The 23,310-nt window shown below is 71.8% G+C and carries 20 protein-coding genes; 11 read left to right on the top strand and 9 right to left on the bottom strand.

From position 1 onward, the window contains the following. Nucleotides 1–112 precede the first annotated feature (112 nt). The 10 genes from EPA64_RS00405 (at nt 113) to EPA64_RS00360 (ending at nt 12,340) form a co-directional block, all read left to right on the top strand. A complete protein-coding gene (locus EPA64_RS00405) occupies nt 113–2,248 on the top strand; it encodes a tetratricopeptide repeat protein (protein WP_134724281.1) in 2,136 nt (711 codons plus the stop codon). 186 nt (nt 2,249–2,434) lie between these two features. Continuing rightward, nucleotides 2,435–3,262: a 4-(cytidine 5'-diphospho)-2-C-methyl-D-erythritol kinase gene (locus tag EPA64_RS00400; RefSeq protein WP_134724280.1), complete on the top strand. Its 828-nt coding sequence runs from the start codon at nt 2,435–2,437 to the stop codon at nt 3,260–3,262. A 34-nt stretch (nt 3,263–3,296) separates the two neighbouring features. Then, nucleotides 3,297–4,034: a pyridoxine 5'-phosphate synthase gene (locus EPA64_RS00395; RefSeq protein WP_134724279.1), complete on the top strand. Its 738-nt coding sequence runs from the start codon at nt 3,297–3,299 to the stop codon at nt 4,032–4,034. A 133-nt stretch (nt 4,035–4,167) separates the two neighbouring features. Then, the gene (gene acpS, locus EPA64_RS00390) at nt 4,168–4,566 is read left to right on the top strand and encodes a holo-ACP synthase (protein ID WP_134724278.1); all 399 of its coding nucleotides are present in this window, start codon (nt 4,168–4,170) and stop codon (nt 4,564–4,566) included. 104 nt (nt 4,567–4,670) lie between these two features. Further along, nucleotides 4,671–5,462, top strand: a complete 792-nt coding sequence (lepB, locus tag EPA64_RS00385; RefSeq protein ID WP_134724277.1) for a signal peptidase I — start codon at nt 4,671–4,673, stop codon at nt 5,460–5,462. 10 nt (nt 5,463–5,472) lie between these two features. Next, nucleotides 5,473–6,186 (top strand): ribonuclease III, encoded by a 714-nt coding sequence (gene rnc / locus EPA64_RS00380; RefSeq protein ID WP_134724276.1) that lies wholly within the window; start codon nt 5,473–5,475, stop codon nt 6,184–6,186. A gap of 92 nt (nt 6,187–6,278) precedes the next feature. Beyond that, nucleotides 6,279–7,226: a GTPase Era gene (gene era / locus EPA64_RS00375; protein WP_134724275.1), complete on the top strand. Its 948-nt coding sequence runs from the start codon at nt 6,279–6,281 to the stop codon at nt 7,224–7,226. Between the two features lie 6 nt (nt 7,227–7,232). After that, on the top strand, nt 7,233–7,559 hold the full coding sequence (locus EPA64_RS00370) for a DUF1491 family protein (RefSeq protein ID WP_134724274.1): 327 nt from the start codon (nt 7,233–7,235) through the stop codon (nt 7,557–7,559). A 90-nt stretch (nt 7,560–7,649) separates the two neighbouring features. Then, a complete protein-coding gene (locus EPA64_RS00365) occupies nt 7,650–8,924 on the top strand; it encodes a metallophosphoesterase family protein (protein ID WP_134724273.1) in 1,275 nt (424 codons plus the stop codon). Continuing rightward, nucleotides 8,921–12,340 carry a YhaN family protein gene (locus EPA64_RS00360; protein WP_134724272.1) on the top strand — a complete coding sequence of 1,140 codons (3,420 nt, stop codon included), beginning with the start codon at nt 8,921–8,923 and terminating at the stop codon, nt 12,338–12,340. Before EPA64_RS00365 ends, EPA64_RS00360 begins: the two co-directional genes overlap by 4 nt. Here EPA64_RS00360 and glpK read toward each other — a convergent pair. From glpK to glpD, 8 genes are all read right to left on the bottom strand, one after another. After that, the gene (gene glpK, locus EPA64_RS00355; RefSeq protein WP_134724271.1) at nt 12,324–13,802 is read right to left on the bottom strand and encodes a glycerol kinase GlpK; all 1,479 of its coding nucleotides are present in this window, start codon (nt 13,800–13,802) and stop codon (nt 12,324–12,326) included. The genes EPA64_RS00360 and glpK overlap by 17 nt on opposite strands. 66 nt (nt 13,803–13,868) lie before the next feature. Continuing rightward, nucleotides 13,869–15,584 (bottom strand): ABC transporter substrate-binding protein, encoded by a 1,716-nt coding sequence (locus EPA64_RS00350; RefSeq protein ID WP_134724270.1) that lies wholly within the window; start codon nt 15,582–15,584, stop codon nt 13,869–13,871. Nucleotides 15,585–15,621: 37 nt separating this feature from the next. After that, on the bottom strand, nt 15,622–16,017 hold the full coding sequence (locus EPA64_RS00345; RefSeq protein WP_181953480.1) for a DUF2160 domain-containing protein: 396 nt from the start codon (nt 16,015–16,017) through the stop codon (nt 15,622–15,624). Beyond that, complete coding sequence (locus EPA64_RS00340; RefSeq protein ID WP_134724269.1) at nt 16,017–16,838, bottom strand: carbohydrate ABC transporter permease; 822 nt, start codon at nt 16,836–16,838, stop codon at nt 16,017–16,019. The genes EPA64_RS00345 and EPA64_RS00340 overlap by 1 nt, the downstream gene beginning before the upstream one ends. Continuing rightward, nucleotides 16,838–17,704: a carbohydrate ABC transporter permease gene (locus EPA64_RS00335; protein WP_134724268.1), complete on the bottom strand. Its 867-nt coding sequence runs from the start codon at nt 17,702–17,704 to the stop codon at nt 16,838–16,840. The genes EPA64_RS00340 and EPA64_RS00335 overlap by 1 nt, the downstream gene beginning before the upstream one ends. After that, nucleotides 17,704–18,810 (bottom strand): ABC transporter ATP-binding protein, encoded by a 1,107-nt coding sequence (locus EPA64_RS00330; RefSeq protein WP_134724267.1) that lies wholly within the window; start codon nt 18,808–18,810, stop codon nt 17,704–17,706. The genes EPA64_RS00335 and EPA64_RS00330 overlap by 1 nt, the downstream gene beginning before the upstream one ends. 8 nt (nt 18,811–18,818) lie before the next feature. Next, nucleotides 18,819–19,889, bottom strand: a complete 1,071-nt coding sequence (locus tag EPA64_RS00325; protein ID WP_134724266.1) for an ABC transporter ATP-binding protein — start codon at nt 19,887–19,889, stop codon at nt 18,819–18,821. Further along, nucleotides 19,886–21,436: a glycerol-3-phosphate dehydrogenase gene (gene glpD / locus EPA64_RS00320; RefSeq protein ID WP_134724265.1), complete on the bottom strand. Its 1,551-nt coding sequence runs from the start codon at nt 21,434–21,436 to the stop codon at nt 19,886–19,888. The genes EPA64_RS00325 and glpD overlap by 4 nt, the downstream gene beginning before the upstream one ends. Before the next feature lie 117 nt (nt 21,437–21,553). On the opposite strand from glpD, the gene EPA64_RS00315 reads away from it, so the two are divergent. Further along, nucleotides 21,554–22,315 carry a DeoR/GlpR family DNA-binding transcription regulator gene (locus EPA64_RS00315; protein WP_134724264.1) on the top strand — a complete coding sequence of 254 codons (762 nt, stop codon included), beginning with the start codon at nt 21,554–21,556 and terminating at the stop codon, nt 22,313–22,315. On the opposite strand, the gene EPA64_RS00310 is transcribed toward EPA64_RS00315, so the two are convergent. Further along, on the bottom strand, nt 22,306–23,256 hold the full coding sequence (locus EPA64_RS00310; RefSeq protein WP_134724263.1) for a LysR family transcriptional regulator: 951 nt from the start codon (nt 23,254–23,256) through the stop codon (nt 22,306–22,308). The genes EPA64_RS00315 and EPA64_RS00310 overlap by 10 nt on opposite strands. Nucleotides 23,257–23,310: the final 54 nt, after the last annotated feature.

The raw sequence follows: 23,310 nt of genomic DNA, 5'->3' as shown, positions 1-23,310 counted from the left end.
CGCAGCCTGCCGCGCGGTCTAGGGTCGCCTGACGCAGATTTGACCCCAGCACCGTCGGCCCCCGGGCCTCGTCCCGGGGGGCCGCATCCCACAACGAGGCGCCCTGCCCTTGATGCCGTTCCAGACCCCGCTGACCGCCACGCTGGCGGCGCTGCTGCTGACCGGCCCCGCGGCCGCGCAGCAGCCGCCCCTGCCCCGACCCGCGCAGTTCGCGCCGCAGGGCATCGCCCAGCCCGCGCCGCATGGCGTCGCCCAGCCCGCACCGCAGGGTGTTGCGCAGGACGCCCCCGCGCGCGCCGGCGCGACCCAGACCGATGCGGCCCGGACCGACGCCGTTCCGGTCGATCCGTCCGCCCCGCGCCCGCCGCTCGATCCGATCCCCGGCCTTGCCGGCCCCTATCTTGCCGCGCGGCAGGCGGCGGGCGACAGCGACTTTGTCGCCGCGGCCCGCTATTTCCGCGAGGCGGTGGAACGCGACCCCTCGGACCCGTTCCTGCAGGACAGCGCCGTGCTGTCGCTGGTCGCGGCGGGCGAGTTTCCCGCCGCCACCGCGCTTGCGCAGTCGATGCAGGCGGGCGGGCGCGCGACGGAACTGTCGCTGCTGGTGCGCCGCGCCGATCTGGCGCGGCAGGGCGACTGGGCCGGACTGCTGGCGCTGCTGGACAGCGCGCCCTCGGCGAATGTCGGCGGGGGCGAGCTGGTCGACGGCATGATGCGCGGCTGGGCGCTGATGGGCGCGGGCCGCGCGTCCGACGCCTTTGCGGCCTTTGACGCGCTGACCGACGTGCGCGGGGCCGGGCCGATCGCGCGGTTCCAGCTGGCGCTCGCCAAGGCCAGCGTCGGCGATTACGAGGCGGCCGAGGTCGCCCTGCGCGATCCCGAGGCCTCGTCGCATCTGCTGGGCATCCAGGCGCGCGCGCAGATCCTGTCGCAGCTGGAACGCAACGCCGACGCGCTGGCACTGCTGGACGGGCTTGAGGCGATGACGACCGAGCCGCTGCTGGTCGACCTGCGCGCCCGGCTGCAGGCGGGCGAACGGCTGCCCTTCACCGCCGTCCGGTCCCCCGCCGACGGCATCGCGCAGGTGCTGCTGACCTTCGCGGGCGCGCTGATGGGCGGGGACGAGCCCGAGCCGCTGTCGCTGGTCTATGCGCGGCTGGCCCAATACCTGTCGCCCGACCTGACCGAGGCGCGGCTGATGACCGCGCAGATCCTGCAGACGGTCGGGCAGTTCGACCTGGCCGAGGTCGAGTTCGCCGCCCTGCGCGAAGGCGGCCAGATGCGCCCGGTCGCCGAACTGGCCCGGATCGAGGCGCTGTCGCGCGCCGACCGGCTGGACGACGCCGAGGCCGCGGCCCGCGCCCTGACCGAGGCGCGCCCCGACCTTGCCGGGGCATGGGTCGCGCTGGGCGACCTGCTGCGCCAGCGCGACCGGTTCGCGGACGCGGTGCCCGTCTATGACCGCGCCCTTGCGATCCTGCAGAAGGACGCCGACCCGCAGGCCAGCTGGTTCGCGCTTTACGCGCGCGGCATGGCGCTGGAACGGTCGGGCCAGTTCGACCGCGCCGACGCCGATTTCCAGGCGGCGCTGGCGCTGCAGCCCGAACAGGCGCCGATCCTGAACTATCTCGGCTATAGCTGGGTTGACCGGAACGTGCGGCTGGACGAGGGACTGGAGTTGATCCGCAAGGCGGTCGAGCTGCGCCCCGACGACGGCTATATCCTGGATTCGCTGGCGTGGGCCTATTACCGGCTGGGCCGCTATGACGAGGCGGTGGCGCCGATGGAACGCGCGGTGTCGGCGATGTCCGACGACAGCCTGGTCAACGACCACATGGGCGACATCTACTGGATGGTCGGCCGCAAGCGCGAGGCCGAGATCCAGTGGCGGCGCGCGCAAAGCCTGCATACGCCCGCCGACACCGACACCGACCTGAACCGCGTGCGCGCCAAGCTGAACGTCGGGCTGGACGCCGTGCTGGCGGCCGAAAAGGCCAACGGCGGCACGCTGCCGCAGGGGTTCGGCCAGCCCGAGGAAACCGCCGCGCCGGACGACGATGCGGGCGGCGGTGACGATGCGGCCGGCGATGGCGAGGGCGATGGCGATGCCGCGCGGGATGGCAGTGCCGCGGGCGCAGGCGATGGCAATGCGGCTGACGATGGCGCTGCGCCAGACGGCGCGTCCGATGCGCCGCAGGATGGCGGCGCGGGGTCCGACAACCCCGACGCAGCCCCGCCGCGTCCCTGACGGTCCGTGATGACCGGCCCCGTGATCCGCAGCCCGTGCCCTTCTGCCGTGGCCGCCGGCCTCTGTCCCTGAACTGTGAACCTCAGCCCGCGCCCCCTGCCCCGTGCCCGCGCCCATGACACCCCCGCCCGTTCCCCCCAGCCCGTGCCCCCCAACCCGTGCCCCCCAGCCCGTGACCGCCAGCCCGTGACCGCGCGCAGCGAACCGGCCCCGGCCAAGATCAACCTGGCCCTGCACGTCACCGGGCGGCGGGGCGACGGCTATCACCTGCTTGATTCGCTGGTCGTGTTCACCGCGCTGGGCGACAGGGTGTCGGTCGCGCCGGGTCCGCTGTCGCTGACCGTGACCGGACCCTTTGCCGCGGCGGTCCCGCCGGGCGACGACAATCTGTGCCTGCGCGCCGCCCGCGCGGTGGGGGCGGACGCGCAGCTCACGCTGGACAAGCAGCTGCCCCCGGCGTCGGGCATCGGCGGCGGCACGGCCGACGCCGCCGCCGTCCTGCGCGCGCTGGGGCGGGTGCCCGCCGATCCGGCTGCGCTGGGGGCCGACCTGCCCGCCTGCCTGCTGTGCCAGCCGCTGCGGATGCGCGGCGTGGGCGAGATCGTGGACCCCGTGCCCCTGCCCGACCTGCATCTGGTGCTGGTCAACCCCGGCGTGGCGCTGCCCACGCCCGCCGTGTTCGCGGCGCTGGCGGCGCGGGACAATCCGCCCCTGCCCGCCAGCCTGCCCCGGTTCGCCGATGCCGCGGCGCTGACCGGCTGGCTGGCGCAGACCCGCAACGACCTGCAACCCGCCGCCCTGGCGCTGGCGCCCGCGATCGCCGACTGCCTTGCCGCGCTGACCGGCGCGGGCGCGCGGCTGGCGCGGATGTCGGGGTCCGGCGCGACGTGCCTGGGCATCTTCCCGGACGCGGCCGCCGCCCGCGCCGCCGCGCAGGCGCTGGCCCGCCCCGGCTGGTGGGTGCGGCCGACCGTGACGATACCGGGGCTGTCCACGGCCGCGCCACCCGGCTAGGTTGCCCGTGCAACGTCAATCATCGGGGGCGCAGATGCTGCGACTGGGCGTCAACATCGACCATGTGGCCACGGTGCGGAATGCCCGCGGCAGCCCCTGGCCCGACCCGATGCGCGCCGCGCTGCTGGCCGAAGAGGCGGGGGCCGACGGCATCACCGCCCACCTGCGCGAGGATCGCCGCCACATCGGCGACGCCGACATCGAACGGCTGATGGCCGGGCTGCGCCTGCCGCTGAACCTGGAAATGGCGGCGACGGCGGAAATGCAGGCCATCGCCCTGCGCCACCGTCCCCACGCCGTCTGCATCGTCCCCGAAAAACGCGAGGAACGCACGACCGAGGGCGGGCTGGACGTCGCGGGCGACCGCGCCCGGCTGGCCGATTTCATCGCGCCGCTGCGGCAGGCGGGCTGCCGGGTGTCGCTGTTCATCGGCCACGACCCCCGCCAGATCGAGGCCGCCGCCGCCATCGGCGCGGCCGTCGTCGAACTGCACACCGGCGCCTTCTGCGACCTGGACACCGAAGGTCGGACCGCCGACCGCGACGCCGAGCTGGCCGGGCTGGCCCAGGGCGCGCGCATGGCCGCCGAACTGGGGCTGGAGGTGCACGCAGGCCACGGCCTGACCTATGACAACGTCGCCCCCATCGCCGCCCTGCCGCAGGTCGTCGAACTGAACATCGGCCATTTCCTGATCGGCGAGGCGATCTTCACCGGCCTCGGCCCCGCCATCGCCCGGATGCGCGCCTGCATGGACGCGGCGCGGCAGACATGAACCTTGCCTTGGTGCCCTATGATATCGACGAGGCGGCACGCAGCAGGCGTGTGAGCGGCAGCTGGCACTGGCCGCAGCTTCCCTCGTGGCCGGCGGACTTCCTCGCACCGTCCGATCTTTCCGGGGCCGCCCCATGATCCTGGGCATCGGCACCGATCTTGCCAACATCGACCGCGTCGCGGGCGTCCTGACGCGGCACGGCGACCGCTTTCGCAAGCGCGTCTTCACCGACACCGAACTGGACCGCGCCGCCCGCCGCCCGCACGAGGCCGCGACGCTGGCCAAGCGATGGGCCGCGAAAGAGGCGTGCAGCAAGGCCCTGGGCACGGGGCTGGCGATGGGCATTTCGTGGCGCGACATGGCGGTGGCGAATCTGTCCACCGGCCAGCCCACGATGACCCTGACCGGCTGGGCCGAACGGCGGCTGGCCGCGATGACGCCGGCAGGCCACCGCGCCGTGGTCCATGTCACCCTGACCGACGACCACCCCTGGGCGCAGGCCTTCGTCCTGATCGAGGCGCTGCGGGACTAGCCCCGCGCCTCGCCGCGACGTGACAGGCCCGCCGCGCAGGCGATCCTTGACTTTGCGCCCCGCGCAGGCCCAAGAACCGCGCACATCGCGGCGAAAGGCAGATCATGGCGGACACCACCGCAAAGAAGGATGGCGGCATCTGGGAAACGGTCAAGACCGTGTTCTGGGCGCTGATCATCGCCGGCGTGTTCCGCACGCTGTTCTTCCAGCCGTTCTGGATCCCCTCGGGGTCGATGAAGGACACGCTGCTGATCGGCGATTTCCTCTTCGTCAACAAGATGGCCTATGGCTATTCGCGCCATTCCTGCCCGTTCTCGGTCTGCCCGATCCCCGGCCGCATCCTTGCGTCCGAGCCTGAGCGCGGCGACGTCGTCGTGTTCCGCCACCCGACCCGCGGCGTCGATTTCATCAAGCGCGTGATCGGCCTGCCCGGCGACACCGTGCAGATGCAGAACGGCCAGCTGATCCTGAACGGCCAGCCGGTCCCGCAGCAGCCCGACGGCGTCTTCACCGAACCCAAGCTGCCGCAGGGACCGGGCCAGATCCCGCCGCGCTGCTTCAACGAACCGGTCGCGGCGGGTGGGGCCTGCGAAAAGCCGCGGTTTACCGAAACCCTGCCCAACGGCACCAGCCACGAGGTTCTGAACATCGTGGACGGCTGGCCGCTGGACGACACGCCGGTCTATACCGTGCCCGCCGGCACCTATTTCTTCATGGGCGACAACCGCGACAATTCCGAGGACAGCCGCGTGCCCGCCATCGCGGGGGGGCTGGGCTTCGTGCCCGCCGAATACCTGATCGGCCGCGCCGACCGGATCATGTTCTCGTCCGCGGGCAAGTCGCTGCTGTATTTCTGGACATGGCGCGGCGACCGCTTCTTCAAGGCGGTGCATTGAGGGCGCCGGCGTGACCGGCGGGGCCGCGCGCCCGGTCCGGCTGGCGGCGGACCTTGCCGCCTTCCAGACGCGGCTGGGCCACAGCTTTGCCGACCCGGACCTGCTGATCCGCGCCCTGACCCACGGCAGCCTGTCCACCGCGACCCGCCCCGACAACCAGCGGCTGGAGTTTCTGGGCGACCGCGTGCTGGGCCTGACCATCGCCGAGGCGCTGTTCACCGGCGACCGCCGCGCGACCGAGGGGCAGCTTGCCCCCCGCCTGAACGCGCTGGTGCGCGGCGAGACCTGCGCCGACATCGCCCGCCAGATCGGCTTGGGCGAGGTGCTGAAGCTGGGCCGGTCCGAGATGATGACCGGCGGCCGGCGCAAGGACGCACTTTTGGGCGACGCGATGGAGGCGGTGATCGCCGCCGTCTATCTGGACGCCGGGTTCGCGGCCGCGCGCGCGCTGATCCTGCGGCTGTGGGGCGACCGGATCGAGGGCGCCGAAAGCGCCGCCTTCAACCCCAAGACGGCGCTGCAGGAATGGGCGCAGGCGCAGGGCATGACGCCGCCCCGCTATGAGATCGCCGAACGCGCAGGCCCCGACCACGCGCCGCAGTTCCGCATCGTCGTCCGGCTGGACGACGGGCGGCAGGCCGAGGCGCAGGGACAGGGCACCAAGCGCAGCATCGAACAGGCCGCCGCGCAGGCAATGCTGGACAAGCTGCACGCCGCCCCTTGAACTTGCCCCGGCTGCCCCCGACTCTGCGTTCGGCAGACCGGTCCACCCCATACGCACCCCCACCCCACCCCTCGCCCGCCGCAGGACACCGCATGACCGATGACGTGACCACCCCCGGGACGGATGTCCCCGACACCCCCACCCGCGCCGGCTTCGTCGCCCTGATCGGCGAGCCGAACGCCGGGAAATCGACGCTGCTGAACCGGATGGTCGGGGCCAAGGTCTCGATCGTGACGCACAAGGTCCAGACCACCCGCGCCCGCATCCGCGGCATCGCCATGCACGGCGCGTCGCAGGTGGTGTTCGTGGACACGCCCGGCATCTTCCGCCCCCGCCGCCGCCTGGACCGCAGCATGGTCGCCGCCGCTTGGGGCGGTGCCGCCGACGCCGACATCGTCGTCCTGCTGGTCGAGGCGCATCGCGGCCTGACCGACGGCGTGCAGGCGATCCTTGACAACCTGCGCGAAAAATCCGGCGACACCCCTGTCGCGCTGGCGATCAACAAGATCGACCGCGTCAAGGCCGAGGAACTGCTGGCCCTGACCCAGCAACTGAACGGCGCCTTTCCCTTCGTCCGCACCTTCATGATTTCCGCCGAACGCGGCCACGGCACCGCCGACCTGCTGGACTGGCTGGCGCAGGCCGTGCCCGAAAGCCCCTGGCTTTACCCCGAGGATCAGATCGCCGACCTGCCCATGCGGATGATCGCCGCGGAGATTACCCGCGAAAAGCTGACCCTGCGCCTGCACGAGGAAATCCCCTATCAGCTGACCGTCGAAACCGAACGGTGGGAAGAGAAGGCCGACGGCTCGGCGCGCATCGACCAGATCGTCTATGTCACCCGCCCCGGCCACAAGGGCATCGTGCTGGGCAAGGGCGGCGAGACGATCAAGGCCGTGGGCCAGCAGGCCCGCGCCGAGCTGATCGAGTTCATGGGCCGTCCCGTCCACCTGTTCCTGCAGGTCAAGCTGCGGGAAAACTGGCTGGACGAAAAGGAACGCTACACCGAGATGGGCCTCGACTACCGCGATGGCGACTAGGGCCGCATGGAACCGCGGCTGACGGCGGGCTTGCGCGTCGCGGCGCTGCTGCGGCGCATGGACCTGACCGGCCGCCCGGCCTATGTCGTCCGGCGCGGCGACGACACCGCGGGTGCGCTGGCCGTCACGGTGCTGCGCCCCGGCGGTAAGGTGGAACTGTGGGTGCAGGATTACGACCCGCTGGCCGACAGCCGCGCCTGGCTGCACGAGACGACCGGCGCCCCCCGCGACATCGACGCGACGCTGGCCCGCCGGGGCGCCCGCGACCCCGATCTGTGGGTGATCGAACTGGAACTGCCGCAGGACGCCGACCCCCGCGACCTGCTGGACTGACGCCCGCGGCTTCTTCTTGGCTGAAATACTCATGATAGGGACCGGCCGACCCCCTTGCGCGCGGACGGTCGGCGGGGAACATTGCCCGGCATGAGTTTCCGTTTCGTTCACGCCGCCGACCTGCATCTGGACAGCCCCCTGCGATCTCTTGCGCTGCGCGCGCCGCAGGTGGCGGACCTGATCGGCACCGCCACGCGGCAGGCGCTGGTGGCCATCGTGGACCTGTGCCTCGCCGAGCGCGTGGACGCGCTGCTGATCGCCGGCGACCTTTACGACGGCGACCAGACCTCGATGAAGACGGCGCGGTTCCTCGCCGGGCAACTGGGGCGGCTGCACGCGGCCGGCATCGCCGTCCACATCATCCGGGGCAACCACGACGCGCTGTCGCGGATCACGCGCGAACTGGTGCTGCCGGACAGCGTCCATGTCTATGGCGACCGGGCGCAGGCGGTGCCGCTGGCCCGCCCGGACGGGCACGCGCCCGTCGTGCTGCACGGCATCAGCTTTGCGCGCCCCCACGCGCCCGACAGCCTGCTGCCGCATTATGCCCCGCCGACCGCGGGCGCGATCAACATCGGGCTGATGCACAGCTCTCTGGGGGGTGCGCCGGGGCACGACGTCTATGCCCCGGTCAGCGCGGCCGACCTGGGCGGCTTCGGCTATGACTATTGGGCGCTGGGGCATATCCACAAGCCCGGCCGCAGCATGGCGGGCCGCGCGCATGTGGTGATGCCCGGCAACCCGCAAGGCCGCGACGTGGGCGAATCCGGCGTGCGCGGCGTGGTGCTGGCGACGGTCGGCGCGGACGGGCGGATCACCCTGCAGGACCGCCCGACCAGCCTGGCCGAGTTCGCGCGGGTGAACGTGGACGTCGCGGGGATCGACGACTGGGCCGCGCTGGTCGCCCGGATCCGTTCGGCGCTGGAACAGGCACGGATGGGCGCGCAATCGCCGCATCTGGTCGCGCGGGTCCACGTCACCGGGGCAACGCCGCTGGCCTGGCGCATCCGCCGCGACCTCGACCTGCTGACGGCCGAGGCCGAGCAGGCCGGCGCCGACACCGGCAATGTCTGGATCGAAAAGCTGGATATCGCCTGCACCCTGCCGGGCGATGACGCCGCCCCCACGGGTGCGGGCCCCCTGGCCGAACTGCGCGGCCTGATCGGGACCGAGGTGCTGGCCTCGCCCGTCTATCGCGCCGACCTGACGGCGGCGGCCGACGAACTGCTCAGGGCGCTGCCTTCGGCCCTTCGCCCCCGCTTCGGCACCGATCCGCTGGCACTGGCCGCGCTGCTGGACGATCTCGCGCGCGAAGGCAGCGACGCGGTGCTGGCCCGGCTCGACGGCCCGCAAGGGGCGGCATGATGCGGATCGCGCGGCTGGACCTGACCCGTTACGGGCATTTCACCGACGCCGTGCTGGACCTTGGCCCCGCCCGGCCCGGCCTGCCCGACCTGCACATCGTCTATGGCCCGAACGAGGCGGGAAAATCCACCCTGCGGTCCGCCTGGCTGGACCTGCTTTACGGCATTCCGGCGCGGACCAGCCAGAATTTCCGCCATCCCTATGCCAGCATGCAGATCGGCGCCGCGATCGAGATCGCGGGCGCGGCGCAGGACATCCTGCGCGTCAAGCGCCCCGCGGGCAGCCTGACCGACCCGGCCGGGCGACCCCTGCCGGACAACCTGCTGGCGGCAGGGCTGGGCGGCCTGGACCGCGCCGCCTATGAAACCATGTTCTGCCTGGACGACGACACGCTGAAACGCGGCGGCGACAGCATCCTGTCCAGCCAGGGCGAACTGGGGCAGCTGCTGTTTTCAGCCAGCGCGGGCCTCGCCGCCCTGGGCGACCGGCTGGAGGCGCTGCGCGAACGCGCCGACGCCTTCCACCGCAAATCGGCGCGCAAGTCCCGCTTGCGCGAGATGCGGGCCGAACTGGACACGCTGGACGCTGACCGCGCCCGGGTGGATTTGCAGGCCGGCGACCACGCGACGCTGCGCCAGACCGCGGCGGCCGCGCGCGCCGCGCGCGACACCGCGCGCGACAGGCTGGCGGCCGCGACGGGCGACTGCGCGCGGCTGGACGGCATGACCTCGGCGCTGGGGCTGCTGCCGCAGTGGCAGCGGCTGGCATCCGAACTGGCGCCGCTGGACGGGCTGCCGGACGTGCCCGCCGCATGGCACGACCGCGCGGGGCCGCTGCGCGAACAGGCGATCCGCCTGACCGCCGCGCGCGATGCCGCGGCGTCCGAACTGGCGGACCTGACCGCGGCCCTCGACGCCACGCCGCAGGATGCGCCGGCGATGGCCGCCGCCGACCGGCTGGCGGCGCTGCAGGATCTGCATGTGCGCCACGCGGCCGCGGCCGAGGATCTGCCCCGCCGCCGGGACGAGCATGACGCCGTGCTGGTCCGCATCAGCGCCCTGACGGCACGGCTGGGCGGCGACATCGCGCCCGACCGCGCCTTGCTGGCGCGGCTGACGACGCTGATCGACGACCGCGCCGCGCCCGCCGCAACGCTTGCCGGGGCACAGGCGGCGCTGCGCGAGGCGCAGGCGCAACTGGACGACGCGGGCGGACCGCCCGACCCCGCGGCCGAGGATGACGCGGCCGAGGCCTTGCGGGCGGCGCTGGCACCCCTGCGCCGCGCCGATCTGGCCGCCCGCCATGACGAGGCGTCGGCCGCGGCCGATGCCGCGGGTCAGGCGCTAGCTGCAGCGATGGCGGCGCTGGCGCCGTGGCGGGGCGATCCGGCGGCGTTGGCGGCACTGGATGCGCCCCCCATCGACACCGTGGCCGCCTGGCGCGCGCAGCTGGACAAGGCCGCGGCCAGCGCCGACGCCGCCGCGCGCGCCGCGGCCGAGCGGCGGGACGAGGCGCAGCGCCTCTCCGCCGAGGCCGGGGGGCTGGCGGCCACGCTGGGCGCGGCCGATCCCGCCGCGGCCGACCGCGCGCGGGCAGACCGCGACGCGGCGTGGACAAGCCATCGCGCGATCCTTGACGCGGTCAGCGCCGACAGCTTTGCCGCCGCGATGGCCGCCCACGACACCGCCATCGCGGCGCAGTTCGCGCGCGCCGCCGACGTGGGCCAGCTGCGGATGGCGCAGTCCGCCGCCGCGACGGCGGTCATCCGCGCCCGCGACGCGGCAGGCCCTGCGGCCGAGGCCGCCGCGGCCCACGACCGGCTGCGCGCCGAAATGGCGGCGCGGGTATGCGCCGTTCTGCCCACCCGCGCCGACGCCGACGCGTTGGCCGAACTGGCCGGCTGGCTGCCCCGCCGCGACCGCGCGCTGGCCCTGATGCGCGAGGCGGCGGCAGCGGACCTTGCCCATCGCCGCGCCGCCGCCGCCGTTGCCGCCGCCGCAGCCGGCCTGTCGGCGCTGCTGCCCGGCGCGCCCGCGGACCTTGCCACACTGGCCCGCGCGGCCGAGGCGCGGCTGGCGGCCATCGACGCCGACGCCGCAAACCGTGCCGAACGCCAGCGGCTGGCGCAGGCGCTGGCCCGGCAAACCCGCGCACTGGACCGCGCCCGCGCCGACATGACGTCGTGGCAGGCCGACTGGGACGCGGCAAGCGCCCTGCTGGGCCTGCCCGACCTGCCCGCGCCCGGCGCGATGCGCCCGGTTCTGGCCGATCTTGCGGCGCTTGCGGACGCGCGCGACGGGGCGGACGCGCTGCACCACCGCATCGCCGCGATGCAGGATGACCAGGCGCGCTTTGCCGCCGCCGCCGCGGACCTTGGCGCGGCGCTGGACATGGGCGCGGGCGACCCGGTCGCGACCCTGCGCGCGGTCTCGGCCCGGATCGACGCGGCGGGGCGGGCCACGCAGGCGCGGGCCGATCTGGCCGCCCGCATCGCCACCCGGCGCGAGGCTTTGGCCGCCCTGGACCGCGACCAGGCGGTGGTCGATGCCGAACTGGCGGGAATGCAGGCGCAGCTGGCCGTCGCCGATCCCGCGGCCCTGGAACAGGCGCTGGGGCGGCTGGCGCACCGGGACCGCCTGCGCGAACAGGCCGCGGCGCTGGCCACCCGCATCCGCGCCGATCTTGGCGCCGCCGACATGGCGCAGGCGGCGGCGCGGCTGGCCGGTGCGGACGCCGCCACCCTTGCCGCCGACCGCAGCCGCGCCCGCGCCGACCGCGACGCCGCCGACGCGGCGCTGGCCGCCGCACAGCAGGCGCTGTTTGCGGCCGAGCGTGATCTGGACGCCATCGGCCTTGACGACGCCGTCGCCCGGATCGAGGCGCGGCGCGCCGCCCTGCTGCTGGCGATCGAGGATGGCGCCCGCGACTGGCTGCGGCTGCGCGCAGGCGTGCTGGCGACGGAACGGGCGCTGGCCAGCTATCGCGAAACCCACCGCAGCGGGATGCTCGCGCGCGCCTCGGACGTGTTCGCGGCCATCACCGGGGGGGAATGGGCGGGGCTTGCCACGCAGCCGCAGGCCGCGGGCGAGGTGCTGATCGCCCGCACCGCGTCGGGCGAGACGCGGCTGACCGACGGGCTGTCCAAGGGCACGCTGTTCCAGTTGTATCTGGCGCTGCGGATCGCGGGTTTCCACGAATTCGCCGCCGCGCGCGGGCCGGTGCCGGTGCTGGGCGACGACGTGCTGGAAACCTTTGACGACGACCGCACGCGCCGCGCGCTGGCGGCGCTGGCCGACACGGCGATGACCGGGCAGGTCGTCTATCTGACCCACCACCGCCATGTCGCCGACCTTGCGCGCGAGGCGTGCCCCGACGCGCGCCACCACGTCCTGGGGGCGGTCAGCCCATCGCGATAACCGCCTGCACCGCCCTGCCCCAGCGGTCGTAAAGCGCCGCGCGCCGCCCGGCGTCGGCCTGCGGATCGAACCGGCGGTCCAGCGCCCAGGCCTTGGCATAGTCGTCTGGCCCGCCGGCAAGCCCGGCCCGGTGCGCCGCCAGCCACGCCGCCCCCTGCACCGTTGTTTCGGTGTTGACCGGCCGGTCCACCGGCGCGCCCAGAATGTCTGCCAGGAACTGCATCGCGGGCGCCGACGCGGTCATGCCGCCGTCCACGCGCAGGACCGACTGGTCCAGATCGGGCCAGTCGCGGCGCATCGCCTCGATCAGGTCGCGGGTCTGGAACCCCACGGCGCGCAAGGCGGCGCGGGCGAATTCGGCTGGTCCCGTGGCGCGGGTCAGGCCGAAGACCGCGCCGCGCACCTCGGGGCGCCACCAGGGCGCGCCAAGCCCGGTGAAGGCGGGCACCATGATGACGTCCTGTTCGGGGTCCGCCTGTGCGGCCAGGAGCGCGGTCTCGGCGGCGTTGCGGATCAGCCCCATCGCGTCGCGCAGCCACTGCACCACCGCGCCCGCGACAAAGATCGACCCTTCCAGCGCATAGGTCGGGCGCCCGTCCAGCTGATAGGCGATGGTCGTCAGCAGGCGGTTGCCGGACCGCACCGCCGTCGCGCCGGTGTTCATCAGCGCAAAGCAGCCGGTGCCATAGGTCGCCTTCATCATCCCCGGGGCAAAGCACGCCTGCCCCACGGTCGCGGCCTGCTGGTCGCCCGCCACGCCCAGGACCGGGATCTCGCGCCCGAACAGATCGGCGCGGCTCTGCCCGAAATCGGCGGCGCAGTCGCGCACCTCGGGCAGCATCGACCGCGGAACGCGGAACAATTCGCACAGATCGTCCGACCATTCGCCCTTGTGGATGTCATACAGCATCGTGCGGGCGGCGTTGGTGGCGTCGGTGACATGGGCGCGCCCGCCGGTCAGCCGCCAGATCAGAAAGCTGTCGATGGTGCCGAAGGCCAGCTCTCCCGCTTCGGCGCGGGCGCGGGCGCCTTCGACGTGATCGAGGATCCAGGCGATCTTGGTGGCGCTGAAATAAGGGTCCAGCAGCAGGCCGGTCACCGGCGTCACGCGGCTTTCGTGCCCGTCCGCCTTCAGCGCGGCGCAGGCGTCGGCGGTGCGGCGATCCTGCCAGACGATGGCGTTGTAGATCGGCTGCCCGGTCCGGCGGTCCCACACGACCGAAGTTTCGCGCTGGTTTGTGATCCCGATGGCGGCCAAGGGCGGGTTGCCGGCCTTTTCCACCGCCCCCCGCGCGGTCGCGGCGACCGAGGCCCAGATATCCTCGGGGTCGTGTTCGACCCAGCCGGAGCGGGGGAAATGCTGCGAAAACTCTTGCTGGTCGGACGCCATCACCCGCAGGTCGTCGGAATAGACGACCGCGCGGGACGAGGTCGTGCCCTGGTCGATGGCGAGGATGGGCATGGCGATCCTTTGCTGGAACGGAAAAGGGGAACCCGGCGCGCCGGGTTCCCCGATGGCGTCAGGCCGTCACTGCTGCCAGCTTTTCACCAGCTCGTCATAGCTGATGGTTTCCGGCTGCGGATCCTCGTTCTCCAGCTTCAGCTGGGGGGCGAGGTTGCCGGCCTTGACCGCCTCGGCGTTCCACCAGGCCAGGTCGTGCTCCTCGGCCAGCTTGGGGCCGATGTCGCCCTGGACGCCGGCGCGCTCCAGCCGCTGCATCACGCTTTCCTGTTCGGCGCACAGGCTGTCCATCGCCTCTTGCGCGGTCTTGGCGCCCGATGCCGCGTCGCCGATCGCCTGCCACCACAGCTGCGCGAGCTTCGGATAATCCGGCACGTTGGTCCCCGTGGGCGACCACTGCAGCCGGGCGGGCGAGCGATAGAACTCGACCAGCCCGCCCAGCTTGGGCGCGCGGTCGGTGAACGACTGGTGGTCGATGGTGGACTGGCGGATGAAGGTCAGCCCGACGTGGCTTTTCTTGACGTCCACCGTCTTCGAGGTCACGAACTGCGCGTAAAGCCAGGCGGCCTTGGCGCGGTCGTCGGGCGTGGACTTCATCAGCGTCCACGACCCCACATCCTGATAGCCCAGCTTCATGCCGTCCTGCCAATAGGCGCCGTGGGGCGAGGGGGCAAAACGCCATTTCGGCGTCCCGTCCTCGTTCACCACGGGCAGGCCGTCCTTGACGAAGTCGGCGGTGAAGGCGGTATAGGTGAACATCTGCTGGGCGATTTCGCCCTGGCTGGGGACCGGGCCGCTTTCGCTGAAGGTCATGCCCTGCGCGGCGGGCGGGGCATAGGCCTTGATCCAGTCGAGGTATTTCTGGATCGCATAGACTGCCGCCGGGCCGTTGGTGTCGCCGCCGCGCGCGACGCAGCTGCCGACAGGGCGGCTGTTCTCGTCCACGCGGATGCCCCATTCGTCCACCGGCAGCCCGTTCGGGATGCCCTTGTCGCCGTTCCCGGCCATCGACAGCCAGGCATCGGTGAAGCGCCAGCCGAGCGACGGGTCCTTCTTGCCATAATCCATGTGGCCATAGACCTTCTTCCCGTCGATCTCGCGACCGGTGAAGAATTCAGCGATGTCCTCATAGGCCGACCAGGTGATCGGCACGCCCAGGTCATAGCCGTATTTCGCCTTGAAGTCGGCCTTGTTGGTCTCGTCGTCGAACCAGTCCGCCCGGAACCAGTAGAGGTTGGCGAACTGCTGGTCGGGCAGCTGATACAGGTCCCCGTCGGGCGCGGTGGTGAAGGACTTGCCGATGAAATCGTCGATGTCGAGGTTCGGGTTGGTGACGTCCTTGCCCGCGTTGGCCATCCAGTCGGTGAGGTTCCGCACCTGCTGATAGCGCCAGTGGGTGCCGATCAGGTCGCTGTCGTTGACATAGGCGTCATAGATGTTCTCGCCCGACTGCATCTGCGTCTGCAGCTTCTCGATCACGTCGCCCTCGCCGATCAGGTCGTGCGTGACCTTGATCCCGGTGATCGCGGTGAAGGCGGGGGCAAGGGTCTGGCTTTCGTATTCGTGGGTGGTGATGGTTTCGGACACCACCTTGATCTCCATCCCGGCAAAGGGCTGGGCGGCGTCGATGAACCATTGCATCTCGGCCTCTTGCCCGGCGCGGTCCAGGCTGGACTGGTCGCCGATCTCGGCGTCCAGGAACGCCTTGGCCTCGTCCATCCCGGCCTGCGCGCCGGTCACCATCAGCGCAAGCGCGATGGCGGTCGTCAGGTGCAGTCTCATTGGGTTCTCCCCTCCCCTCATGCCGTTGCCGGCGTTGTCACACCCAGCGGAACACCGCCGCGGCGTATAGCAATGCGATGGCCAGCCCTCCCCAGGCCGGCGTGCCGATGATGCCCAGCCAGGCCAGGCAGATGAAGGCCGACCCCAGCAGGCTGACGAACAGCCGGTCGCCCCGCGTCGTGGCGATGCCGAGCACGCCCCGGCGCGGGGTTTCCGGGAACCGGATGGCCAGCCAAGTGAAGGTCAGCAGCAGGCCGGCGATGACCCAGAAGAACAGCGCCGCCGGGAACGTCCACGCCATCCAGCCGCCGGGGTTCAGGCTGCCGGTCCATTCGCGGGCGCCGTCCCGGACCGGGACAAGGGCGATCAGCCAGGCAAGGACGCCCAGCATGGCCAGGGCGGCGGCGGCAAAGCCGGTGGTCACGCGGCCCATCACACCCTCCCCAAGGCAAAGCCCTTGGCGATATAGTTGCGCACGAACCAGATCACCAAGGCGCCCGGCACGATGGTCAGCACCCCGGCGGCCGCCAGCACGCCCCAGTCGAGGCCCGAGGCCGACACGGTGCGCGTCATCGTCGCGGCGATGGGCTTGGCGTTGACGCTGGTCAGGGTGCGCGACAGCAGCAGTTCGACCCAGGAAAACATGAAGCAGAAGAACGCCGCGACGCCGATGCCGCTGGCGATCAGCGGCATGAAGATGCGCACGAAGAACCGCGGGAAGGAATAGCCGTCGATATAGGCTGTCTCGTCGATCTCGCGCGGGACGCCGGACATGAAGCCTTCCAGAATCCACACCGCCAGCGGCACGTTGAACAGGCAATGCGCCAGCGCCACGGCGATATGGGTGTCGAACAGCCCGACCGCCGAATACAGCTGAAAGAACGGCAGCGCGAACACCGCCGCCGGCGCCATCCGGTTCGACAGCAGCCAGAAGAACAGGTGCTTGTCGCCCAGGAACCGATAGCGGCTGAACGCATAGGCCGCCGGCAGCGCGACGGCCAGCGAGATGACCGTGTTCAGCGCCACATAGGTCAGGCTGTTGACATAGCCCATATACCACGACGGATCGGTCAGGATGGTGCGATAGTTCGCCAGCGTCGGGTTCTGCGGCCACAGGCTGAAGGTGCCGGTGATCTCGGCGTTGGTCTTCAGGCTCATGTTCACCAGCCAATAGATCGGCACCAGCAGGAACATGAGATAGGCCACCATCACGATGGCCGACCCGGTCCCGCGGCGTTCGGCGACGGCGGCCATCAGGGGGCATCCTTCTGCGCGGTCATCACCGTATAGAACACCCACGAGATCAGCAGGATGACAAGGAAATAGATCAGGCTGAACGCCGCCGCGGGGCCAAGGTCGAACTGCCCGATGGCGGTCTTGACCAGGTCGATGGACAGGAACGTCGTGGCGTTGCCCGGCCCGCCGCCGGTGACGACGAACGGCTCGGTATAGATCATGAAGCTGTCCATGAACCGCAGCAGCACCGCGATCAGCAGCACGCCGGACATCTTGGGCAGCTCGATGAACCGGAACACCGCCCAGCGGCTGGCCTGGTCGATGCGCGCGGCCTGATAATAGGCGTCGGGGATCGATTGCAGCCCGGCATAGCACAGCAGCGCGACAAGGCTGGTCCAGTGCCAGACGTCCATGACGATGATCGTGGCCCAGGCGTCCAGCCGGTCGTTGACATAGTTGTAGTCCAGCCCCAGCGCCGCCAGAGTATGGCCGAGCAGGCCGATGTCCACGCGCCCGAACACCTGCCAGATGGTGCCGACCACGTTCCACGGGATCAGCAGCGGCAGCGCCATCAGCACAAGGCACAGGCTGGCCCAGAACCCGCGTTTCGGCATGTTCAGCGCGACGAAGATGCCCAGCGGGATCTCGATGGCCAGGATGATGGCCGAGAACAGGATCTGGCGGCCAAGGGCGGCGCGGATGCGGTCGCTGTCCAGCACCTCCTGAAACCAGCCGAGGCCGTTCCAGAAGAACTGGTTGTTCCCGAACGTGTCCTGCACCGAATAGTTCACCACCGTCATCAGCGGGATCACGGCGGAAAACGCGACCAGCGCCAGCACCGGCAGGACCAGGAACCATGCGCGGTTGTTGACGGGCTTGTCCATCAGGCGGCCCTTTCCCCGGTAACGGGCGCGACGCGCCAGTCGTCGGCATAGACATGAAGATGCGCGGTCGCGGGCACCGCCCGGTCGATGCCGGCGGGGATCGGGCGATCCTCGGGCAGCAGCATGGTCAGCGGCTGGTCGCCCGCGCGGCCGCGCAGGATGCGGTGGTGGCCCACGTCCTCGACCCGTTCCAGCCGGAACGGCAGGCCCCCGCCGTCCCCACCGGGGCCGCCCGCGGCCGGGGTCACGAACTCGGGGCGGATGCCGATCTGCACGCGGCCCTGCGGCAGGCCGTGGTCGCCCGGCAGCGCGATCTGCGCGCCCGCGACGGTGGCGCGGTCGCCGCGCACCTCGGCGTCCAGCAGGTTCATGCCGGGCGAGCCGATGAAGTAGCCGACAAAGGTATGTTCCGGCCGGTCGAACAGCGCCTGCGGGGTGCCCGCCTGCACGACCCGCCCTTCGGACATCACGACCACCTGATCGGCAAAGGTCAGCGCCTCGGTCTGGTCGTGGGTGACATAGATCATCGTGTGCCCGAACTGGCGGTGCAGCGATTTCAGCTGCGTGCGCAATTCCCATTTCATGTGCGGGTCAATGACGGTCAGCGGCTCGTCGAACAGGATCGCGTTCACGTCCTGGCGCACCATGCCGCGGCCAAGGCTGATCTTCTGCTTGGCGTCGGCGGTCAGCCCGCGGGCGCGGCGGTCGAGCGTGTCCGCCATCCCGATCATCGCCGCCACCTCGGCCACGCGGGCGGCGATCTGCGCGGCGGGCATGCCCCGGTTCTTCAGCGGAAAGGCGAGGTTCTGGCGCACCGTCATCGTGTCGTAGACGACCGGGAACTGGAACACCTGCGCGATGTTGCGCGCCGCCGTCGGCAGCGCGGTCACGTCGCGGTCGCCGAACAGCACGCGCCCCCGCGACGGCACCAGAAGGCCCGAGATGATGTTCAGCAGCGTCGATTTTCCGCAGCCCGACGAGCCCAGCAGCGCATAGGCGCCGCCGTCCTGCCAGGTCAGCGTCATCGGCTTCAGCGCGAAATCATCATCCCCCGCCGGTCGCGGCAGATAGCTGTGGGCGAGGTCGTCCAGCGTGATCCGTGCCATCCCGCCCCCTATGCCGCCTGCGCATAGGGCGCGGGCCGCGCCATGCGCCCGTCCGGCCCGAACAGATAGACATGCGCCGGGTCCAGCCAGACCGTCAGCGCGGCCCCGCCGGCCGGGCGATGGACGCCCCCGACCAGCCCGATCCAGCGGTCGCTGTCGCGGGTCAGATGCAGGAACGTCTCGGCCCCGGTGATCTCGGTCCCGTCCACGCGCGCGGTCAGCGCGATGGCGCCCGGCGACGGGTCCAGCCGCAGATGCGCGGGGCGGAACCCGGCCTGATAATCGCCGTCCGCAAGCGGCCCGACCGGCCAGCGCCCGCCGTCCAGCGCCGCCTGCCCGCCCGCCACGCGGACGGTGGCAAAGTTCATCGGCGGGTCGGAAAACACCCGCGCCGTCACCGCATCGACCGGCGCGCGATAGACCTGCGCCGTCGGCCCGAACTGGGTGATGCGCCCCTGCCACAGCGTCGCGGTGTTGCCGCCCAGCAGCAGCGCTTCCTCGGGCTCGGTGGTGGCATAGACGAAGATCGCGCCCGACCGCTCGAAAATGCGGGGGATTTCCGCCCTAAGCTCCTCGCGCAGCTTGTAATCCAGGTTGGCCAGCGGCTCGTCCAGCAGCACCAGCCCCGCCCCTTTGACCAGCGCGCGGGCCAGGGCCGTGCGCTGCTGCTGGCCGCCCGACAGCTCCAGCGGGCGGCGGTCCAGCATCGGCGTCAGGCGCATCAGCGCCGCCGTCTCGCGCACGCGGCGGTCAACCTCGGACCGCGCGACGCGCTGCAGCCGCAGAGGGGATGCGATGTTGTCGTAAACGCTCATCGACGGATAGTTGATGAACTGCTGATAGACCATCGCCACGCGCCGGTCCTGCACGCGCTGGCCGGTCACGTCCTGCCCGTCCCAGAACAGCCGCCCGGCGGTCGGCGCGTCCAGCCCCGCCATCAGCCGCATCAGCGTCGTCTTGCCCGACAGCGTCGGCCCCAGCAGCACGTTCATGGTGCCGCGCTCCAGCACCAGGTCGGTGGGGTGGATGTGGTGATCCGCCCCGACCTGACGTGCGATGCCGCGCAGTTCCAGCGTCATGCCGCGGTCCTTTCCGCGGTCATCCAGCCGTCCACGGCGGCGATCTGGTCGGGGGTCATCCGCAGCCCCAGCTTGGACCGGCGCCAGACCACATCGTCGGCGCGGCGGGCGAACTCGTGGTCCATCAGCCAGCGCAGCTCGGTTTCCGTCAGCGTCGCGCCGAAGTCGCGGCCCAGCGCAGCGGCGGCCCCCGCGCCCGCCAGCATCCGGGCTGCGTCGGTGCCATAGGCGCGCACCAGCCGCCGCGCCCAGGGGACGGTCAGGAACGGATGGCCGCGGCGCAGGGCGTCGGTCAGCGCGTCCACCCCGTCCACCGGGAAATCCCCGCCGGGCAGCGGCACGCCCGCCGTCCACGGGCCGCGCCCGGCGCGGACGTGGGGCGCCAGCTTCGCCAGCGCCGCCTCGGCCAGCTTGCGATAGGTGGTGATCTTGCCGCCGAAGACGTTCAGGCAGGGCGCGCCCGCCTCGTCCAGCGCCAGCACATAGTCGCGCGTCGCCGCCGTCGCCGATTTCGCCCCGTCGTCATACAGCGGCCGGACCCCGGAATAGGTCCACACCACCTGATCGGGCGTCACCGGGTCGCGGAAATAATGGCTGGCGGCGGCGCACAGGTAATCACGCTCGGCGTCGGTGCAGACCGCATCCCCCGGCGGGCCGTGGTGTTCGGCGTCGGTGGTGCCGATCAGGGTGAACTCGCCCTCGTAAGGGATGGCGAAGATGATCCGCCCGTCCGCGCCCTGAAAGAAATAGGCCTTGTCGTGGTCGAACAGCCGCCGCGTGACGATATGGCTGCCGCGCACCAGCCGCACCGCCTGCGCGGTGTCCAGATGCGCGACCTCGTGGACCACATGGCCCACCCACGGCCCGGCGGCGTTGACCAGCGCGCGGGCGGAAAATGCGCGCCCGTCCGCCAGCGTCACCCGCCACAGCCCGCCCGTGCGCCGCGCGTCGGTCACGCGGGCGCGGGTCAGGATGTCGGCCCCCCGGATCGCCGCGTCGCGGGCGTTCAGCGCGACCAGCCGCGCATCGTCCACCCAGCAGTCGCTGTATTCATAGGCGCGCCGCATCCTGCCCTTGAGCGGCCGCCCCTCGGGCGCGGTTGTCAGGTCAAGGGTCGAGGTCGCGGGCAGGATCTTGCGCCCGCCAAGGTGGTCATACAGGAACAGCCCCGCGCGGATCATCGGCCGGGGCCTGCGCCCGCGCGCCCAGGGCATCGCCAGCGCCATCATCCGCGACACCGGCGTGTCGGCGGCAAAGGTCATGTCGGGGTCCAGCGGCAGGACGAAACGCATGGGCCAGGCGATGTGGGGCATGGCCCGCAGCAGCACCTCGCGCTCGCGCAGCGCCTCGCGCACCAGCCGCAGTTCCAGATATTCCAGATAGCGCAGCCCGCCGTGGAACAGCTTGGTGGACGCCGAGGACGTCGCCTGCGCCAGGTCGCCCTGCTCGGCCAGCCGCACCGACAGGCCGCGCCCGGCCGCGTCCCGCGCGATGCCGCAGCCGTTGATCCCGCCGCCGATGATGAAGAGGTCGGTCTCGTCCGCCATCGCTTCCCCCTGTGGGATGATCGAACAGCGACTGCCGCAATCTGTCAACGCGGATTTTCGCTTTCTGCGCGCCGATGTTCGCTTGACGCGCGGCGGCCGGTTCGTTTTCCTGCGCGCATGAACATCCGGCAGGTCGAGATCCTCAACCTCGTGCGCGCCACCGGCCGCGTCGGCGTCGAGGCGCTGGCCGAACGCTTTGACGTGACCCACCAGACCATCCGCCGCGACCTGGCCGAACTGGCGGATCAGGGGATGCTGGACCGCGTGCATGGCGGCGCGGTGCTGAAAAGCGGCGTCAGCAACATCGGATACGAGGAACGCCGCGCCCTGCACGAACCCGCCAAGGCGGCCATCGGGCGGGCCTGCGCGGGGATGATCCCCGACAATTCCTCGCTGATCCTGAACATCGGCACCACGACCGAGGCGGTGGCCCGCGCCCTGCTGGGCCACCGCAACCTGACGGTGGTGACGAACAACCTGAACGTCGCCAACATCCTGGCCGCCAACGAAAGCTGCGACATCATCGTGGCGGGCGGGCTGGTGCGGCGGTCGGACGGCGGGCTTGTCGGCGACCTGACCAGCGAGTTCATGGCGAACTTCAAGGTCGATCACGCCATCATCGGCTGTTCGGCGCTGGACGGCGACGGCGACATCCTCGATTTCGACATGGCCGAGGTGCGGGTCAGCCGCGCGATCCTGCGGCAGGCGCGCGAACGCTGGCTGGTCACCGACGTGACCAAGCTGGCCCGCACCGCGCCGATCCGCGTCGTGTCGCTGGCCGGCATGGACGCGGTGTTCACCGACCGCGCCCTGCCCGCGCCGTTGCAGGCGCTGTGCGACGACGCGGCCACGCGCACGGTCGTGGCCGATCAGGGCTGACGATCGCCCGCGCCGATCTGCTGCTGCACCAGCGCCAGCATCCGCTGCGCCGCCGCCGACAGCCGCCGGTGCCGCAGCGTCAGCAGGTGCCACGGCGGCAGGTCGAACGGCGCCGCCGTCCGCAGCGTGACCAGCGCGGCGCCCGGGCCGCCGTCGTCCGCGGCCACAAGGCGCGCCACCTCGGCGGCGACAGCGGCCAGCGCGTCGGACTGCGCGACCAGCGCCACGGTCAGCATCAGCGACGCCGTCGTGGTCACGTCCGCAGGCGGACCCGCGCCCGCGCCGCGCAGCGCGGATTCGACCGCCTCGCGCATGGGGGTGCCGCGGTCCTGGATCACCCACGGATAACCGGCCAGTTCGGCCAGCGGCACGGGCCCGCGGCCCGCCAGCGGATGGCCCGCGCGCACCACAAGGCGCAGCCGCTCGTGCGCGCCCGGCCCGATCCGCAGCGCCGACGGATCGCTGCCCGCCGGCACCCGCGCCAGCACGAAATCCAGCGCGCCGCTTTCCAGCCCCTGCAAAAGCTGGATGGATGGCGCGACGTCGATGGACAGCCGGATGCGCGGCGCCTCGGCCCGCAGGCGCTGCGCGGCCGGCACCAGCAGCCCCATCGCCGGGCCGGTGACGGCGCCGATGCGGACCTCTCCGGTCGATCCGGCGGCGACGTCGGCCAGGTCGCGGGCGATGTCCGTCAGCCCCGCCAGCACCTCGTTGCTGCGCCGCGCCAGGATCTCGCCCGCGGCCGTCGCGATCATGCCGCGCGGATGGCGGTCGAACAGCGGCGTGCCGACCAGCCGCTCAAGCTCGGCCAGGCTGCGCGAGGCGGCGGGCTGCGTCAGCCCCAGCGCCTGCGCCGCCGCCTGGATCTGCCCGTGCGCGGCGATGGCCGACACCAGCCGCAGGTGGCCGACCTTCAGCGTCAGGGGCAGGTTGCGTTGCATCGTCGCGCCATACCATGATTGCTATGTCGGACGCCTTTATTTCGATTTGCTCCG

The organism is Paracoccus luteus (genome assembly GCF_004522155.1).
GTDB classification, from domain to species: Bacteria; Pseudomonadota; Alphaproteobacteria; order Rhodobacterales; family Rhodobacteraceae; genus Paracoccus; species Paracoccus luteus.
Note: the sequence above shows the minus strand (reverse complement) of the source record. Positions and strands in the feature narration are given on the sequence as shown.

What these genes read in the sequence shown, in the direction of transcription:
- EPA64_RS00315 (WP_134724264.1), top strand. Translation starts at nt 21,554, where the DNA reads ATGAACATCCGGCAGGTCGAGATCCTCAACCTCGTGCGCGCCACCGGC.
- EPA64_RS00370 (WP_134724274.1), top strand. Translation starts at nt 7,233, where the DNA reads ATGGAACCGCGGCTGACGGCGGGCTTGCGCGTCGCGGCGCTGCTGCGG.
- EPA64_RS00310 (WP_134724263.1), bottom strand. Translation starts at nt 23,256, where the DNA reads ATGCAACGCAACCTGCCCCTGACGCTGAAGGTCGGCCACCTGCGGCTG.
- EPA64_RS00335 (WP_134724268.1), bottom strand. Translation starts at nt 17,704, where the DNA reads ATGGACAAGCCCGTCAACAACCGCGCATGGTTCCTGGTCCTGCCGGTG.
- EPA64_RS00405 (WP_134724281.1), top strand. Translation starts at nt 113, where the DNA reads ATGCCGTTCCAGACCCCGCTGACCGCCACGCTGGCGGCGCTGCTGCTG.
- EPA64_RS00365 (WP_134724273.1), top strand. Translation starts at nt 7,650, where the DNA reads ATGAGTTTCCGTTTCGTTCACGCCGCCGACCTGCATCTGGACAGCCCC.
- glpK (WP_134724271.1), bottom strand. Translation starts at nt 13,802, where the DNA reads ATGCCCATCCTCGCCATCGACCAGGGCACGACCTCGTCCCGCGCGGTC.
- EPA64_RS00340 (WP_134724269.1), bottom strand. Translation starts at nt 16,838, where the DNA reads ATGGCCGCCGTCGCCGAACGCCGCGGGACCGGGTCGGCCATCGTGATG.
- EPA64_RS00360 (WP_134724272.1), top strand. Translation starts at nt 8,921, where the DNA reads ATGATGCGGATCGCGCGGCTGGACCTGACCCGTTACGGGCATTTCACC.
- EPA64_RS00350 (WP_134724270.1), bottom strand. Translation starts at nt 15,584, where the DNA reads ATGAGACTGCACCTGACGACCGCCATCGCGCTTGCGCTGATGGTGACC.
- EPA64_RS00345 (WP_181953480.1), bottom strand. Translation starts at nt 16,017, where the DNA reads ATGGGCCGCGTGACCACCGGCTTTGCCGCCGCCGCCCTGGCCATGCTG.
- lepB (WP_134724277.1), top strand. Translation starts at nt 4,671, where the DNA reads ATGGCGGACACCACCGCAAAGAAGGATGGCGGCATCTGGGAAACGGTC.
- EPA64_RS00395 (WP_134724279.1), top strand. Translation starts at nt 3,297, where the DNA reads ATGCTGCGACTGGGCGTCAACATCGACCATGTGGCCACGGTGCGGAAT.
- EPA64_RS00330 (WP_134724267.1), bottom strand. Translation starts at nt 18,810, where the DNA reads ATGGCACGGATCACGCTGGACGACCTCGCCCACAGCTATCTGCCGCGA.
- glpD (WP_134724265.1), bottom strand. Translation starts at nt 21,436, where the DNA reads ATGGCGGACGAGACCGACCTCTTCATCATCGGCGGCGGGATCAACGGC.
- acpS (WP_134724278.1), top strand. Translation starts at nt 4,168, where the DNA reads ATGATCCTGGGCATCGGCACCGATCTTGCCAACATCGACCGCGTCGCG.
- era (WP_134724275.1), top strand. Translation starts at nt 6,279, where the DNA reads ATGACCGATGACGTGACCACCCCCGGGACGGATGTCCCCGACACCCCC.
- EPA64_RS00325 (WP_134724266.1), bottom strand. Translation starts at nt 19,889, where the DNA reads ATGACGCTGGAACTGCGCGGCATCGCACGTCAGGTCGGGGCGGATCAC.